12 protein-coding genes and 1 tRNA gene are annotated in these 15,344 nt (G+C 58.0%); 10 read left to right on the forward strand and 3 right to left on the reverse strand.

Annotated elements, in window-relative coordinates; genetic code table 11:
• Nucleotides 1-54: 54 nt before the first annotated feature.
• The 8 genes from CENDO_RS04570 to CENDO_RS11155 all read left to right on the forward strand — a co-directional run bounded on the left by CENDO_RS04570 (nt 55) and on the right by CENDO_RS11155 (nt 10,005).
• Entirely contained in the window at nt 55-3,198 is a 3,144-nt protein-coding gene (locus CENDO_RS04570) for a DEAD/DEAH box helicase (protein ID WP_136140987.1), read from the forward strand.
• A 69-nt stretch (nt 3,199-3,267) separates the two neighbouring features.
• The gene (locus CENDO_RS04575) at nt 3,268-4,101 is read left to right on the forward strand and encodes an SWIM zinc finger family protein (protein ID WP_136140988.1); all 834 of its coding nucleotides are present in this window, start codon (nt 3,268-3,270) and stop codon (nt 4,099-4,101) included.
• Between the two features lie 39 nt (nt 4,102-4,140).
• Complete coding sequence (locus CENDO_RS04580) at nt 4,141-5,286, forward strand: metallophosphoesterase family protein (protein ID WP_136140989.1); 1,146 nt, start codon at nt 4,141-4,143, stop codon at nt 5,284-5,286.
• Nucleotides 5,286-7,937, forward strand: a complete 2,652-nt coding sequence (locus CENDO_RS04585; protein ID WP_136140990.1) for an AAA family ATPase — start codon at nt 5,286-5,288, stop codon at nt 7,935-7,937. The genes CENDO_RS04580 and CENDO_RS04585 overlap by 1 nt, the downstream gene beginning before the upstream one ends.
• 81 nt (nt 7,938-8,018) lie before the next feature.
• A complete protein-coding gene (locus CENDO_RS04590; protein WP_136140991.1) occupies nt 8,019-8,531 on the forward strand; it encodes a MarR family winged helix-turn-helix transcriptional regulator in 513 nt (170 codons plus the stop codon).
• 262 nt (nt 8,532-8,793) lie between these two features.
• Complete coding sequence (locus CENDO_RS11440; protein ID WP_136140992.1) at nt 8,794-9,159, forward strand: PspC domain-containing protein; 366 nt, start codon at nt 8,794-8,796, stop codon at nt 9,157-9,159.
• The gene (locus CENDO_RS11280; protein ID WP_246014387.1) at nt 9,132-9,593 is read left to right on the forward strand and encodes a hypothetical protein; all 462 of its coding nucleotides are present in this window, start codon (nt 9,132-9,134) and stop codon (nt 9,591-9,593) included. Before CENDO_RS11440 ends, CENDO_RS11280 begins: the two co-directional genes overlap by 28 nt.
• A gap of 235 nt (nt 9,594-9,828) precedes the next feature.
• Nucleotides 9,829-10,005 carry a hypothetical protein gene (locus CENDO_RS11155; RefSeq protein ID WP_168707171.1) on the forward strand — a complete coding sequence of 59 codons (177 nt, stop codon included), beginning with the start codon at nt 9,829-9,831 and terminating at the stop codon, nt 10,003-10,005.
• A 93-nt stretch (nt 10,006-10,098) separates the two neighbouring features.
• Here the strand turns inward: CENDO_RS11155 and CENDO_RS04605 are convergent, their stop codons facing one another.
• The 3 genes from CENDO_RS04605 to CENDO_RS04615 form a co-directional block, all read right to left on the reverse strand.
• Nucleotides 10,099-10,299, reverse strand: a complete 201-nt coding sequence (locus tag CENDO_RS04605) for a hypothetical protein (protein WP_136140993.1) — start codon at nt 10,297-10,299, stop codon at nt 10,099-10,101.
• Nucleotides 10,300-10,379: 80 nt separating this feature from the next.
• Nucleotides 10,380-10,453: transfer RNA gene (locus tag CENDO_RS04610), tRNA-Arg, on the reverse strand.
• Nucleotides 10,454-10,563: 110 nt separating this feature from the next.
• Nucleotides 10,564-11,789, reverse strand: a protein-coding gene (locus CENDO_RS04615; RefSeq protein ID WP_136140994.1) for an IS3 family transposase whose coding sequence is annotated in 2 segments (ribosomal slippage) — nt 10,564-11,528 and nt 11,528-11,789 — 1,227 coding nt in all. Because the reading frame shifts where the segments join, the coding sequence is not laid out codon by codon here.
• A gap of 549 nt (nt 11,790-12,338) precedes the next feature.
• Here CENDO_RS04615 and argS point away from each other — a divergent pair.
• Both argS and lysA read left to right on the forward strand, forming a co-directional pair.
• Nucleotides 12,339-13,991: an arginine--tRNA ligase gene (gene argS, locus CENDO_RS04620; RefSeq protein WP_136140995.1), complete on the forward strand. Its 1,653-nt coding sequence runs from the start codon at nt 12,339-12,341 to the stop codon at nt 13,989-13,991.
• The gene (lysA, locus tag CENDO_RS04625; RefSeq protein ID WP_136140996.1) at nt 13,992-15,329 is read left to right on the forward strand and encodes a diaminopimelate decarboxylase; all 1,338 of its coding nucleotides are present in this window, start codon (nt 13,992-13,994) and stop codon (nt 15,327-15,329) included.
• Nucleotides 15,330-15,344 lie beyond the last annotated feature (15 nt).

Genomic DNA, 15,344 nt, shown 5'->3' on the forward strand with positions numbered 1-15,344 from the left:
GTTGAAAAGCTTCGGCGCGGCCGCCGCATAGTCGTGGCTGCTAGAATATTTCGCATGTCTAAATTCGTTCTCCACGGGCTGTGGCTTCCGGTATCGGGGCTTGGATTGTGGATCGAACGAGTAGATGGCCACAAGATTGTGACCCCCGATGAAGTGCCAGAAGGCACCTTCCCAGAGGTCGTCGAAGGCATTTTGAAAAAGAAATCCTTCCGCAACCGGGCGCGCGTATCCCTGCGTACGCCGAAGGGAAAAGAAGTCTCCCTGATGATTCCCATGGCAATGTTCGCCCCGGAGCAAACCCCGCGCACCCTGGCGATGCTCGCATTCCTCGATGAGGAAACGCCCGCGGCCACGAAGGCCCAGCGGGAAGCGATGGGACGTGATCTCATGTGGCTCGTTCGCATGTATAAAGGCCTGCGATCCTTTGTTAAGGCTGGGCGGGTTACCATCCGCCTGTCCTATCAAGCGGGCGAGTGGTATCCCATGTGGGAATTGGCCTCAGGGCTTGGAGAACGTGGTTGGTTAGCCGAAATGGTTGCCGCGGCCCCAGGGGTGCTAACCATCAACAATCGAAGTTTGTCCGAGGACATGGCCGGTGAGCTTGCGCACTGGATTACCTATGCGGAGCTATCCCCGCTTATCCATGAGCCTCGCCCGTATCAGTGGCATAACTTCGTGCGGAACCTTTTGACGACCGCGCCCATCAAGCGCGGGCGCGCCCAGCTGCTCAGGGGTATTAACGAATGGAAGGAATCCATAACCTCCATCGATCTTCAATTGCTCTTTATCGTTGAGGAGCCCCCTAAGGATGCTGACTTCGAGCAGGTTTCGGGCAACGCTGCGCTGGGCTATCTGGCGGACGATGAGCCAGAAAATGACGATCGGCAAGACGTTTCGAGCGATACTTGGGCCGTGCGAGTCGCGGTGCGATCTGGAACGGATGCCCCGCAGCCAATCCGTATTTCCCAACTAGACCGCAGCAGCGTGGAAAAACTCCGCGAGGCCCACCGTCGAGCCATGGAAATTTCCCCGTTGCTCAATCCGGCGCACTCGTCGGAAACCCCGTACTCCTACGATGAAGCGGGTGACTGGGACGTTTACCTGAGCACGGATGACTTGGTGCGTTTCATCTCCGCGGATGTGCAAGCACTAAAGGCGGCGGGCTTTACGGTGATGCTTCCCAAGTCGTGGGCGCACATGGAAACCAAGGCGCACATCGAAACCCGGGAGATTCGGGATCCGGCCGTCGCCGCCACCGTATCCCATGTTGGGATGGACAAGCTGGTCGAGTATGACTGGCACATATCCGTTGGGGATACTGTCCTAACTGAGGCGGAAATGGACCAGCTGGTGCGCTCCAAGTCCGGACTTATCAAGCTACGCGGTGAATGGGTGATGGCGGATACGTCGTCCCTCGGCAAAATCACCGAGTACATGGAGCAGCTGGCCAAAACCTCCCGCAAGCGGGCGAAGAAGGAATTGGATAAGTTAGTCCGCGCCGCCGAACGAGCCCGCCTGTTGGGGCAGGAGGGCTGGCAGGAGCTCGTTGCGGAGGCCGAGCTTAAGACGCGTGAGTATAACGCCATGGTGGACGGCGACGAAGAATTTGGTCAGGTAACCATCGGCGAGCTGAGAGAACTAGCGCTCGAATCAATGGTCAGCGAACCGGTGGAGTTCCGTGGCTCCGAATGGCATACCTCGCTGCTGGGTGGAATGGAGACCAAGGCGCCCGAGCGAATCGAGTTGCCGGATACGGTCAATGCGGAACTGCGTGAGTATCAGCGCCGCGGAGTGGACTGGCTTTACTGGATGTCCCGCAATAACGTGGGCGCAGTATTGGCGGACGATATGGGCTTGGGTAAAACCCTGCAGTTGCTGAGCCTGCTTGCTGTGGAAAAGGCCAGGAAAGAGACAACCGGACCCACGCTCGTAGTAGCACCAACCTCCGTGGTGGGTAACTGGGCGAGGGAGGCGCGAAAGTTCGTTCCTTCCTTGTCCGTGTCGGTTCATCACGGGCCAGACCGCCTCAAGGACGCGAAACTCGTGGATGCCGCCTCTCAAGCGGATCTCGTGGTCACCTCATACGGCACCGCGGGCCGTGACCATAAGACATTGGCGCTGGTTGAATGGGACCGCGTTGTGTTGGATGAGGCACAGGCGATTAAGAATTCATCCACCATGGCGTCCAAGGCTGTGCGCTCCCTGCCATCTCGCCACCGTATTGCCCTGACCGGTACGCCGGTGGAAAACCGGCTCAGTGAAATGCGTTCCATCCTGGATTTCTGCAATCCTGGGGTGCTGGGTTCAACCAGTTTTTTCCGCAACCATTTTGCCAAGGCCATCGAGCGGGAAAATGATGAGCAGATGGCGGAACGCCTGCGCTTGCTGACGGCGCCGTTTATCCTTCGACGCGTTAAGACCGATCCAAACATCATCGATGACTTACCGGAGAAGTCCGAGCAAATTATTACGGTAAAGCTCACCTCCGAACAGGCAGCACTGTATAAGGCGCTCGTAGATAACGTGCAATTGCAGCTAGAGCAACGCGAGGGGATGGCTCGCCGAGGCCTAGTGCTGGCCTCTTTGACCCGGATTAAACAGATTTGTAACCACCCCGCACTGTATCTGGGGGATGGTTCCCCGGTAACACTGAAAGGAAAGCACCGCTCCGGCAAGGTCGCGGAGCTGATGCGCATTGTTGATGAGGCCCAACTATCCGGCCAGCGGATCCTGGTCTTCACTCAATACAAGGCCTTCGGGGACATCCTGCAGCCCTACCTAACACAGCAGCTGGGTCAGGACATTCCATTTCTGCACGGCGGGGTGACCAAGGCAAAAAGGGACCGCATGGTCGTGGACTTCCAGGAACCGGATGGCCCACCGGCGATGATTTTGTCTCTTAAGGCCGGCGGAACCGGCCTGAACCTAACTGCCGCCTCCGTGGTGGTGCACATGGACCGCTGGTGGAATCCGGCGGTGGAGAATCAGGCCACCGACCGTGCTTTCCGTATTGGTCAGCAGCGCGATGTACAGGTTTACAAGATGATCACCGCAGGAACGCTCGAGGAGTCCATCCAGGATATCCTGGCCGGGAAGACCCAACTGGCCGGCGCCGTGGTGGGCGAGGGTGAAGGTTGGCTGACTGAACTCGAACCGGAGCAACTGGCCAAGCTGCTTAGCTACAGGTCGCAGGAGTAAGGCCGTGATAGTGATACCCGCGGTGGTCAGCAGCCTGCAAAGCCTGAAAAAGGATGGGAGGAGAAGATAGTGGCTGTGCGCGATGACGATAATAACGTTATCTACGCTAACTTTGGCACGCGCAAGCGCGTGACCTCGCCCGAGGAGGCCAAGGTAGAGCGTGTAGATCACTCCGGCTCGGTGCTGAACACTGCGGCTACGCGGATTGCCTCAATGTTTTCACGAGCCGCTGAAAGCGGAAGGCTAAGCCGGGGTAGGCAATACGCCCGCGACGGTCATGTGGTGGATCTCGACATTCGCAATGGGGCCATCCACGGAAAGGTAGCCGGCAGCCAGAACCAGCCCTTTGAGGTGCTTTTTTACCTGCCGTATCGCGACGCGGAAGATTTGGGCAAGGTCTATGACGTTATGGCGCGCACCGCTAATTCCATGCGCAATGTGCGTGAGGGCATGTTCAACGAAGAACTGTTTGATCTTCTATTCGCAGAGACCATCAGTGACGTGCGCCTGAGCTGCTCGTGCCCAGACCCAGAGACGTATTGCAAACACGTCCTGGCCGTGGCGGATCGCCTGTCCGCCCGCATCGATGCTGACCCCACGGTGATGTTCGCTATGCGGGGAATAGAAATGCACAACCTGGAGCGTGCCGTCATCGAGGCTGCGCAGGAAGCATCCCGTGATTTCCTTGGAACTTCTAAGGCTCTTTCCCAAGAAGAACGCAACGCGCTGTTCTGGGACGGACGTGAATTCTCGGAGGTACCGCGGCCAAAGACTGCCCCAGCCCTGGAGGATTCAGACATGGATTTACTGCGCAAGGCCTTGCGTGCGGTGTCAACCACTAATATCGATCTGCTGCGCGGCGTCAGCGATATAGAAGACCTGTACGATTATCTGACCCGCTAGCTCCAAGCTTGTCCGGTGCTAGTGGTAGAAGTGGATTCTATGATTACGTTCATTCACACCTCGGATCTTCAGCTTGGGATGACCCGCTGGTTCCTCGATGATGATGCGCAGGCGCGCTTTAGCGCGGCCCGCCTATCTAGCATTACCAAGTTGGGCGAACTGGCTGTAGATTCCGGCGCCAGCTTTATCGTGGTCGCCGGGGACGTGTTTGAACACAACGCCTTGGAAGATCGCACGCGCTTGCGGGCCTTTGAGGCCTTTTCGCGCCTGCCGGTGCCTGTCTATTTGCTGCCGGGCAACCACGACCCGCTTGTCGCGGACTCCATCTTTTTTAGCAGCAGCGCGGAAAATGTACACGTGCTGGATTCCTCGCAACCGATCGAGGCCGCAGATGGCGTAGAAATTGTGGGCGCTCCGTACAAGTCCAAGAGAGCCAATTATGACCTTGTTGCGGCGGCAATTGAGCCGTTGGAGACCACCGATTCAATCCGCATCGTGGTGGGGCACGGCCAGGTCAATTCCCGCGAGAGCGATAAGGCGCCGGACATTATTGACTTGGACACGGTCGAAAACGCGCTTAGGCGCGGGGCAATCGATTACGTGGCGCTAGGCGATACCCACTCGACGGAAAGCTGGGGCAGCACCGGTGCGGTCTGGTTTTCCGGTGCGCCGGAAACTACCGCCTACAAGGAAGTCGGTTCTGGAGGTGGTGAATCCGATTCAGGGAATGCGTTGGTGGTCACCATTGACAAACCAAGCGCTCAGCAAGGAGCCACGGTAGCCGTTGACAAGCGCGAGATTGGTGAGTGGCACTTCGAAGCCCTGGAGCATGCGGTGGATAGCCAGGCGGATGCTGAGGAATTCATTGAGCTGCTCAAGGCCTACCCGTCAAAATCCACCACGGCGATCAAGTATGGCCTCCGTGGAACCGTAAGCCTTAGCGTGCAGGCCTACCTTCAGAAAGAATTGTCTGAACTTGAACCAGTCTTCGCCTCGCTGCGACCGCGTAAGCGGACGATGGACCTGCACCTGGAACCGGAAGAAAAAGAGCTGGAAGAGCTCGATATCACGGGGTATGCGCGCGGCGCTCTCGATGAATTGCTCGGCGAATTAGATCGATCAACGGTAGCGCGTGACGCGGCTAATTTGCTTTATCGCCTAAGCCGTAAGGGAGTGAAAAACTAATGGGTACCTTCGTTCTTCATTCCATCGAATTGAAAAATGTCCGCGGCATTGATCACCTAATGCTAGACGCCTTGCCCGAAACCGGCGTGGTGGTTATTCACGGCGAGAATGAGGCGGGTAAATCCACCATCCTTGATGCGCTGAACGTGGTGCTCACGGAAAAGCACTCCGCCCGTAAGAAGTCCACGGTGCTGCCCCTGCAACCCAGCGGTAAGGACGTGGGCCCAGAAATCACCGTCTCCGTGACGGTTGGTCCGTTCGAGCTGACCATTATGAAGCGCTTCTTGCGCAAGGCTTCAGCCGAGCTGCACATTAGGAGTCCGCGCGTGGAGCGCCTGGCCGGGCGAGAGGCGGATGAACGCCTGGAGCAAATATTGGCGGAGCACCTTGATTCTGAGCTCATGGATACATTATTCCTTCGCCAGGATCAGCTGGGGCATGCGGTCTCAGCGGTCGGGATACCCAGTCTTACCCAGGCCCTCGAGGGCAAGTCTGTGGGTGCTGAAGGTGCGGCCACGCTGGAAGACACGGAGCTCATGCAATCCGTCGAGGCTGAATACCGCCAATACTTCACCGCCGGCGGCCGCCCTACCGGAGAATTCGCCAAGCTGGAAAAAGAGCTTGGCCAAGCCCGTGAGTCCGTGGATGACGCTATGGCTAAAGCCTCCACCATGGACGGGTACGTCACGGATTACGAGCGCCTAGACAAACAACTCAAGCAGGCCGAGGCTGATCTCCCCAGCGCGCGGACGGAGGTCGATGAGCGAGTCAAAGCTCATGCCGAAGGGCTTAAAGCCGCCGACGTTTACCACGCCGCGGCTCAGGAAGCCGAGCGTGCGGAGCAGGACCTGCAGAGGGTTGTAGACCAACGGAAGCAGCGCGGCGAACTTCGAGACAGCGTGGAGAAAGCCGAAAGGGAGGCGGAGCTCTTATCCGCGGAGCTGGTGCCGTTGAAGGAAAAGGCCGAACATGAAAAGGCCGAGGCTGAATCGTTGGGTGTCCAGCGTGTACAGGCGCAAAAACGCCTTGAGGAAACCCAAGCCGCCGTACGTGCTGCTTTGAACTCGAGGTCCATCGCTGCAGCGCAGCGGCGAAGGGGCGAGATTGAACGGAAACTGACTGGTATTGGCAAGGCCGAGGTGGTGCTTAAGGCAGCTAAAGAGCGGGCCGCAGCCAGCGGCAGGGACGTTACTGACCAGGATGTCCGCAAAGCTTCAGAGCTAGCTGGTGAGATTCAGGTGGCCCGCAAGCTCTACGAATCCTCCGCTGCGAAATTGGAAATCGAATCTTCCTCTGGCTTCACGTTCGAGGTTGATGGGCAGCAGGAAGAGCATCTGGCCGGCGCTAAGGCTAGCGTTGTGGATCTTCGCCAAGGCACGCAGATTTCCATCGGTGACGTAACCCTGACTTATCGCGCCGGAGCGGATGACTCTGCGGAAGACCTTGCTGCCGTGGTAGAGAGGCTGGAGAGCCAGTTGGCGAACCTCCTGGCGGAACACGAGTGTGAAACCTTGGAAGAGCTCAGGGATAAGCGTGAGGCACACCGCGTCATCGCCGCGGAGCTGGATGCGGCCCGCAGGGAATACGCTCTGACCGTGGGCGATGACGATGTTGATGACCTCAAAGCGGAGCTGGCGCGCTTAGAGGGTGACTTAGAGGGTGAGGAAGATGTCCTCGAGCTTTCCGCTGAGGAATTCCAGGCGGCTGAAATGGAGGCTAAGGAAGCGCGGGACGCGGTTGAGTCCTTGAGCGTGCGTCTTGACCAGTTAAAGCAGAGCCCCGCCGCATTGAACCTAGTACGCCATGAGGTCAAGGTCGAGAACGCACAAGACAATCTCGAACGCGCGCAAGCAGCCTTGGCGAAGGCCCGTGAGTCTGCGCCGGATCATCAACTCAATGATGCGGTAGAAGCCGCGGAGCAAGCGCGCGCCCTAGCGGTCGACAAGCTGGGGACGGCGCATGAGCTCTACGTTGCAGCAGATGTGGATAAGGCGGCCAAGTTGCTGGAGGGCTCCCGCGCGCGCATGAAATCCCTGGAGGACACGGTACGCACCAGTTCCCTGGAACTCAAAGGGCTTGAAGGCTACATTCAGGCCGGAATGGGGGCCGCTGAACAACTTGAGCAGGCGCAGGCATACTTGGAAGCCACCGAACGCAAGGCGGCGGCCTTACGGCAACGCGCGGAGGCGGCCCGCTACCTATATGAACTGTTACTGCGCCATCGCGATGAGGCCCATGCTAAGTACACCGCGCCTTTCGCCAGCGCGCTTAGCGCCCTAGCGCGCACTGTCTATGGCGGCGAGGTGTCCTTTGAATTGGACGAGAACCTGGCCGTCTCGCAGCGCATTCGCAACGGCATCGTTGTACCACTAGACCAGTTATCCGGCGGGGCCAAGGAGCAGCTGGCTATTCTCACCCGTTTCGCCATCGCCGATCTACTTGGAGAGGGCGAGGCAAACGTACCGGTGATCGTGGATGACGCCTTGGGCTCCACTGACTCCACGCGTTTAGAGTTGATGTCAACGCTATTTACCGATGCCGGCCGTCATGGACAGGTCATCGTTCTCACATGCATGCCAGAACGCTATTCCCGGATTCCAGGGCGGACTGAGATATCTATCAGCGCGATAAAGGCTGCCCACGCTCGGTAGGTAGCTGGAACAGCGTCATACGTACAATGCGGTTACTGAGTGATGCCGAGTTTTGGCCAATGAAATGTTAGGTTTGTCGTCATGACAGCACAGACTCGTTGGCTTGGGGAAGAGGAACAGGAACTCTGGCGCTTAGTGCTTAGCGCAATCCGCAAGATTGGGCGCGGTATGGAGGAAACGCTCATCCGGTGTTCCAACCTCACGGCCTCGGAGTACGCGGTCCTGGTGAGTCTAACCGAATCCAATGAAGAAGTTGTGCGCGTGCGGGACCTATGCAAAGAACTGGAATGGGACCGCTCCCGCGCATCGCATCAGATTACCCGCATGGAAAAGCGTGGGCTCGTAACTAAAGCCAAGGACCCCAATGACGCCCGCGGGGTTGTGGTCGAGGTTACCGAGCAGGGCAAGAGGGACCTCGCAAACGCGGTCCCGGAGCATGTTGAGTCCGTTCGTCGCCTGGTCTTCGATCACCTGGATCAACGTGATGTTGAGGCGTTACGCCGCTTTTTCGAAGGCGTTATGGAGGTCGATAACATCCCTGGCTATGAGGGTTTCGTCCCCGATGAGCTGCTTAGCGGTGGCCAAGAGATTTAGTCGATGCAATGATAGATGTCGGCGTGGCCTGGCCGCCGAACTCGGCTCCGCGGCCTAGAAGTCTGTCCGTGGTTTCATCGCACCCAACCGGCTAGGTAGGGGTGGGGGCCGGGCGGGGTGTGTGGTCCTTGCTAGTAACGGCAGTTGCCGGCGTGCCATCCGGGAAGGTTAAGCGGGCCGTTTCTATAGAATCGGGAATAAGTCACCATACCGGCGGTGTTCTTGAAGCTGTCCGGCAGAAGCGAAGCAGGAAGGCTTAGACATGGACAACCGATTCGACTCTTCTAACCCATATGGTTCGCCAACCCCTAGCCCAAGAGGCTTTGATGGTGAGGGCAGCGCCTCGGAGCTCAACTTTGACCGGGCTTCCTACGGCTCAAAGGACTCGGGGCTGGATAGCGACCATGGTCGCCGGAATACTAATTCCAGGCTCGATAGATTCCTGCGCGCTAATCTCCATCGGTCCACTGAAGACAAGTATGTAGCGGGCGTGCTTGGTGGTATCGCGGAGACCTACGGGCTTAATTCGGCGCTGGTTCGCGCGTTGTTCCTAGCGTCCTTCCTAATTCCCGGCCCGCAGGCAATCCTTTATTTCATCATGTGGTTCGTGACCCCGAAGGGGTACTAGGCCCACGGGAGCAAAGCGCCATCACCCTTGGTGGGCAAGCGGGCAGGCGGGCGTTAGCCAGCCAGAAAAAGGTCTTATTGGTGGTGCAGTCCCGGTGCACAATCTTCGGCCTAGGCGTGCGTATGATGGTGGCCATGATGGGCCAAGAACTTTTCGAGCATCCGCTCCGCCAGTACAAGCATTACGGTATTTCGGCGTTGAAAGAACTTACCGATGTATTGGGGGAACCAGAGCAGTTTGAAGACTCTGAGCCAACGCCTCAGCAGCAGGAAGCCATAGAAAGGGCGTTTGAGTCCCAGCCGGATGGCGCCCTTGCCTACGATGAGAGCACCGGTTTGTGGATTCTGGGAGACGGTGATGATATCAACCGCATGTTCGCTGATCGCGAGGAATTCGTCGAGGCGCTGGAGAACGGGCTAGACCCTGAGGCTTAACTTTGGGGCCCTGAAAAGCTAATACGGCGCCCTTTGGGAAGGGTTTACTTCCCCCATTGAGGTGACCGATTTAGTGGCGTGCATCACGTGTGTGTACTCATTCTTGAGTTTTACCTGTTCAGCAGAGAGTATTGCGGATTTTCTGCTCACCTTTGCGCGGCGCAGCTGCTAAACTACCGCACAGTGAATGTCCCCCTATGTGGGGAGTAGCGGAGCCGAAAGGACACTGAATCTTATGACTACTCGCCAGGAGCAAGAGGCACGCGAGGCTGAGGCACGGAACAAAGCTGACGGCTGGGTTAGCGAGTTTGTAGCGTGGATTCCAATGGCAGTCATCACGTTCATTCTCTGCGCGTTGATGATGTACGGCATGCTCGCCATCGAGCAGGGCGGTTTTGACAACCTGTTCTAAGCTCTAATCCCCGGGACTGGGGGATGAGCGGCAGTATTTTAAGCCTCTACCCGCGCGCGGTAGGGGCTTAAAGCATTTGTGGGGCGTGGTGGTTTATGCCTTCGCCCGGTTTTTCTTCACCGCGGCGATAAATTCCTCGACGGTGTAGGTGGTCTCCTGTGGGAACTCGTCCAAATCCTCTTGGTAGCATTCCCGCAGCTCGCTATCGCTTTGCACCCTACCTTGTGCCTGCTCGTACATCACCGCGGTCATAACGGCGAGGGACAGGGCATCAGTATCGTGGTTGGCTTCCATGTGGAGTTCCTCCATCTACGTATTAAACGAGAAAACACTCCTTCACAGCACATTCGCGTGTGTGGGGAGTGTTTTACTTGTGTCCCTGACAGGGATCGAACCTGCGACCTTCGGTACCGGAAACCGATGCTCTAATCCGCTGAGCTACAGAGACTAAGCGCGTTCTAACGCACCTGCTTAGTTTAGACCATATTCTCGCGTTTGCCATAACTAGCAGGCTAGCCTTATTAAAAATGGGGTTGCCCGCAAATCGTGGACACGTAGTTAAGCGGCTTTAGTATTGGCCGCGGTAGTTGGGGTCTTTTCTTGGGTGGTCTGGTTTTCGAAGGTAACGGGTGGGATCATCCCGATGGCCGAGTGTCGGCGCCGCCGGTTGTAGACCACTTCAATCCAATAGGCCACCGCCTTGCATGCCTGGTCCCTAGTGACCCACGTTGACCGGTCATAGAACTCGGTCTTGAGCGTGGACCAAAACGACTCGCTCATCGCGTTATCAAAGCACACCCCTGTACGGCCCACAGATTGGGAAATCCCTAGTTCCTGACAAACCTGCCACATCTGTGTGCTGGTGAACTGGCACCCACGGTCAGCGTGAAACACCAGACCATCAGGTACTTCACCGCGCAGCGTGTGCGCCATGCGCAGTGCACGTTCCACCAAGTGCGTTGTCTGAGCAGAATCCATCGCCCAGCCCAGCACCCGGCGGGAATGCCCATCGCGGATAACGCACAGGTACAACCATCCTTCACCGGTGCGCAGATAGGTAATATCCGATAGCCATACCCGGTTAATATCACCAGCATCAAACAGGCGCTTAACCAGGTCAGGAAGATTCGACCCGTGCTCGGACTGGATGGTCGTGACAGGAGCGAACCTGCGTGGCGAGATGCCTTCGATACCCATCAGGCGCATCCTTTTGGCAACCGTTTTGCGGTCAGGATAGAAGCCGTAATCGGCTAGTTCCGCAGTGATCCGTGGTGAGCCGTAGACTTCATCTGATTCATCCCAAATCTTCTTAATCTGCTTGTCCAGCGCCTCTAAGTAGTTCTGGCGCCTATCCTCGCCGCAATCGCGCTGCCGCTGCTTGTAGACCCACTTATAGAAGCCAGAACGAGATACCTTCAAAAGCCTGGCCATGCGCTTGATGCTGTAGTTCGCCTTCTCCCGCTGCATTAGTTCGAATCGTTCCGCTGTCGTTGCTTCGCAGCGAAGAAGGCTGTTGCTTTTGACAAGAACTCGTTATCCATTCGAGCCTCAGCCAACTCACGGCGCAGCCTGGCGTTCTCAGCACGTAGATCGGCCTCGCTCATCCCGTCGACGGTTCCCTGGCGTTCGCGCTCATTTTTGACCCACCTGCCCAGCAAACCGGCGCTGACTCCGATTTCCTCAGCAACGTGAGCAATCGGCCGACCAGTCTCAATGACCAGCCTGGCTGCCTCCGCCCGATACTCCGAGGTGTACTTCCGGCGTGTTTGACTCATAATGAACATCCTCTCTGACGGACACAGTATCCGTCCTAATCGGGTGTCCACTACTCGAGGGTAACCGCAAAAAGCCTTAGGCGACGGTTTGGTAACGCATTCGCACACTCAAGGCACGCTCCCAAGGCGGTGTAATGACGCGGGTGCCATGATTTACCTAACTTTTCTTAACGAAGCGACTCTTTTCCTATGAGTTTTGAGGTTTCAAAACCTTGGGGACCGCAGTATGGATTCGTGAAAGCTGGCGCATCCCTAGGTCTTAAATTCTTTTACGCTGTAATGCCGGCGTCGAGGGCTATTGCGGCCGCGAGGTGGCTGGTCTTGGTGGATTGGTCGACTACCGCGGGGGCTTTGCGATGGCGGTCGATGCATTTAGCGGCGGGTTTATCTCGTTTGTTGCGTCGTGGTTGGTGGACTTGGGTAGCGCTTGGGTTTGTACGCCTGTGGGGCGCAGGCGTGGTGGACGGGATTTACCCATGGCCCATGCCGTTTGGTCTCGGCGCAGAAAAGCAGACTTAAATCGCCTAAGACTAGGCGGCTGGTCTAAACTGTTCGTTTATGACTCCTGCAGATTTGGCACAACTCATTAAGGAAACCGCCACCACGGTGATGGCGGAGCATGATTTGGATACTTCCGTACTCCCGGAGGTCGTGACGGTGGAACGCCCACGTAATCCGGAGCACGGGGATTACGCAACCAACCTTGCGCTGCAGGTGGCCAAGAAGGCTGGCGCCAACCCGCGCGATTTGGCTACGTGGCTGTCTGAGGCATTGGCCAAGTCGGACGCCATCGAGGAAGCATCGGTCGCCGGCCCGGGATTCCTCAACATCCGCCTGGCCGCCGCGGCACAGGGTGACTCCGTAGCCAAGATTCTGGCTGCCGGCGAGTCCTTTGGGCACAATGACCTCTATGCGGGCCAGAAGATCAATTTGGAGTTCGTGTCCGCAAACCCAACCGGCCCCATCCATTTAGGCGGTACCCGCTGGGCGGCCGTGGGGGATTCCCTTGGCCGCGTGTTTGAAGCCTGCGGTGCGGATGTCACCCGTGAGTATTACTTCAACGATCACGGTGGCCAGATTGACCGCTTCGCCCGCTCCCTAGTGGCCGCGGCCAAGGGCGAGCCAACCCCCGAGGACGGCTACGGCGGAGAGTACATCCACCAGATTGCCGCCGATGTTTTGCACAAAAACTCCGAGGCCCTCAATGGAAGCGATGAGGAAGTCCAGGAGAACTTCCGCGCAGAAGGCGTTGAGATGATGTTCGCTGCCATCAAGGAATCGCTGCATGAGTTCGGTGTGGACTTTGACGTGTACTTCCATGAAAACTCACTATTCGAGTCCGGCGCTGTAGACAAGGCCCTGGATAAGCTCAAAGCTGAGGGTCACCTTTACGAGGCTGAGGATGCTTGGTGGCTCAAATCCACCGATTACGGGGACTCTAAAGACCGCGTGGTTATCAAGTCTGATGGCAACGCCGCGTACATCGCCGGCGATATCGCTTACGTCGCTGACAAGTTCGACCGCGGCCATGACTTGGCTATCTACATGCTGGGAGCCGATCATCATGGCTACATCGCACGGTTGAAGGCGGCGGCTGCGGCACTGGGTTACGACTCGGATTCCGTTGAGGTGCTTATTGGACAGATGGTCAACCTCCTCAAGGACGGCAAGCCGGTGCGTATGTCTAAGCGTGCGGGCACGGTGATTACCATTGAGGACTTGGTTTCAGCCATTGGCGTTGACGCTTCCCGCTACTCCCTGGTGCGCTCCTCCGTGGATCAGTCCATCGATATTGACCTGGGCCTGTGGGCGTCCCAGTCTTCAGATAATCCGGTCTACTACGTGCAGTACGGTCACGCCCGGCTGTGCTCCATCGCGCGCAAGGCAGGGGAGGTAGGCGTTAGCTACCAGGATGCGGACCTGTCATTGCTGACCCACGAGAAGGAAGGTGACCTCATCCGAACCCTGGGTGAGTTCCCGGCAGTGGTCAAGGACGCCGCAACCCTGCGCGAGCCGCACCGCGTGGCCCGCTACGCCGAGGATCTGGCCTCCAAGTTCCACCGTTTCTACGATCAGTGCCAGATCCTTCCGAAGGCAGGCGAGGAGGCGCAACCCGTCCACGGCGCGCGCCTCGCCCTTGCCGCCGCGACCCGCCAGACCCTGGCCAACGCGCTGGGCATGGTGGGGGTATCCGCACCGGAGAAGATGTAGATGTCTGACTTCAATGATTTGCCGGCCCATGTGTGGCCGCGTAACGCCCAGCGCCAGGAGGACGGTGTGGTCACCGTCGCTGGTGTGCCGCTGCCCGAGCTTGTGGAAGAGTTCGGCTCACCGGTCATGGTGGTGGATGAGGATGATTTCCGCTCACGCTGCCAGGACATGGCCGCCGCCTTCGGCGCGCCCGAACGCGTGCACTACGCCGGAAAGGCCTTCCTGTGCAAGCGCATCGCGCAGTGGGTCAATGAGGAGGGGCTAGCGCTGGATGTTGCATCCCACAACGAACTCAAGATTGCCCTGGCGGCGGATTTCCCCGCTAACCGCATCACGGTCCACGGCAACAATAAATCCAATAATTTCCTTACCTCATGCGTGACCAACGGGGTGGGCCACGTGGTCCTGGATTCCTCCCAGGAAATTGAGTTGCTGGACATGGTGGCGCGCAAGCATGGCACCGTTCAGCGCGTGCTCATCCGCGTGACCCCGGGTGTGGATGCCCACACGCATGAGTTCATCGCCACGTCCCACGAGGACCAAAAGTTTGGCATCTCCCTGGCAACCGGGGAGGCTTTCGCGGCGGCGCAGGCCTGCCTCAACGCCGAGAATCTCGAGCTAGTCGGCCTCCACTGCCACGTAGGCTCTCAGGTATTCGACGCCGAAGGGTTCAAGCTGGCCGCCGAAAGAATCCTGGGACTTTACAAGCGCATCCATAATGAATTGGGGATGGCTCTGGAAGAGCTCGACCTTGGCGGCGGCTTTGGTATCCCGTACATCCCAACGGATACCGCGTTGGATGTAAACGCCGTAGCCCAGGACCTCCTGCACGCCGTGCAGCTCGTCGCCGATGAGCTGGAGATTGATCCTCCCACCGTGCTGGTCGAACCCGGCCGCGCAATCGCTGGCCCTTCGACCGTGACCGCGTATGAGATTGGCACGGTCAAGGATGTGGTGACCGGTAAGGGAGACGTGCCGGTTCGCCGTTATTTCAGCGTGGATGGCGGGTTGTCCGATAATATCCGCCCCGCCCTCTACGGTGCTGACTATGATGCCCGCGTCGTGGGCCGTTTTACCGAGGGCGAGCTCATTGATGCGCGCATCGTCGGGTCGCACTGCGAGTCCGGTGACATCCTCATCGAGGAGGACAAATTCCCCTCGGACGTGGCATCTGGGGATTACGTAGCGCTCGCAGCCACGGGGGCCTACTGCTATTCGATGTCTTCGCGGTACAACGCGGCGGTGCGCCCAGCGGTGGTAGCCGTGCGTGCTGGCAATACCAAGCCGATGCTGCGGCGCGAGACCATCGAGGACATCCTTGCCCTCGATGTTGACTAAAAGGATTGGGTAAAA

It is taken from the genome of Corynebacterium endometrii (assembly GCF_004795735.1).
Lineage (GTDB): Bacteria > Actinomycetota > Actinomycetes > Mycobacteriales > Mycobacteriaceae > Corynebacterium > Corynebacterium endometrii.

What these genes read in the sequence shown, in the direction of transcription:
- CENDO_RS04570 (WP_136140987.1), top strand. Translation starts at nt 55, where the DNA reads ATGTCTAAATTCGTTCTCCACGGGCTGTGGCTTCCGGTATCGGGGCTT.
- CENDO_RS04580 (WP_136140989.1), top strand. Translation starts at nt 4,141, where the DNA reads ATGATTACGTTCATTCACACCTCGGATCTTCAGCTTGGGATGACCCGC.
- CENDO_RS04585 (WP_136140990.1), top strand. Translation starts at nt 5,286, where the DNA reads ATGGGTACCTTCGTTCTTCATTCCATCGAATTGAAAAATGTCCGCGGC.
- CENDO_RS04590 (WP_136140991.1), top strand. Translation starts at nt 8,019, where the DNA reads ATGACAGCACAGACTCGTTGGCTTGGGGAAGAGGAACAGGAACTCTGG.
- CENDO_RS11440 (WP_136140992.1), top strand. Translation starts at nt 8,794, where the DNA reads ATGGACAACCGATTCGACTCTTCTAACCCATATGGTTCGCCAACCCCT.
- CENDO_RS11155 (WP_168707171.1), top strand. Translation starts at nt 9,829, where the DNA reads ATGACTACTCGCCAGGAGCAAGAGGCACGCGAGGCTGAGGCACGGAAC.
- CENDO_RS04605 (WP_136140993.1), bottom strand. Translation starts at nt 10,299, where the DNA reads ATGGAAGCCAACCACGATACTGATGCCCTGTCCCTCGCCGTTATGACC.
- argS (WP_136140995.1), top strand. Translation starts at nt 12,339, where the DNA reads ATGACTCCTGCAGATTTGGCACAACTCATTAAGGAAACCGCCACCACG.
- lysA (WP_136140996.1), top strand. Translation starts at nt 13,992, where the DNA reads ATGTCTGACTTCAATGATTTGCCGGCCCATGTGTGGCCGCGTAACGCC.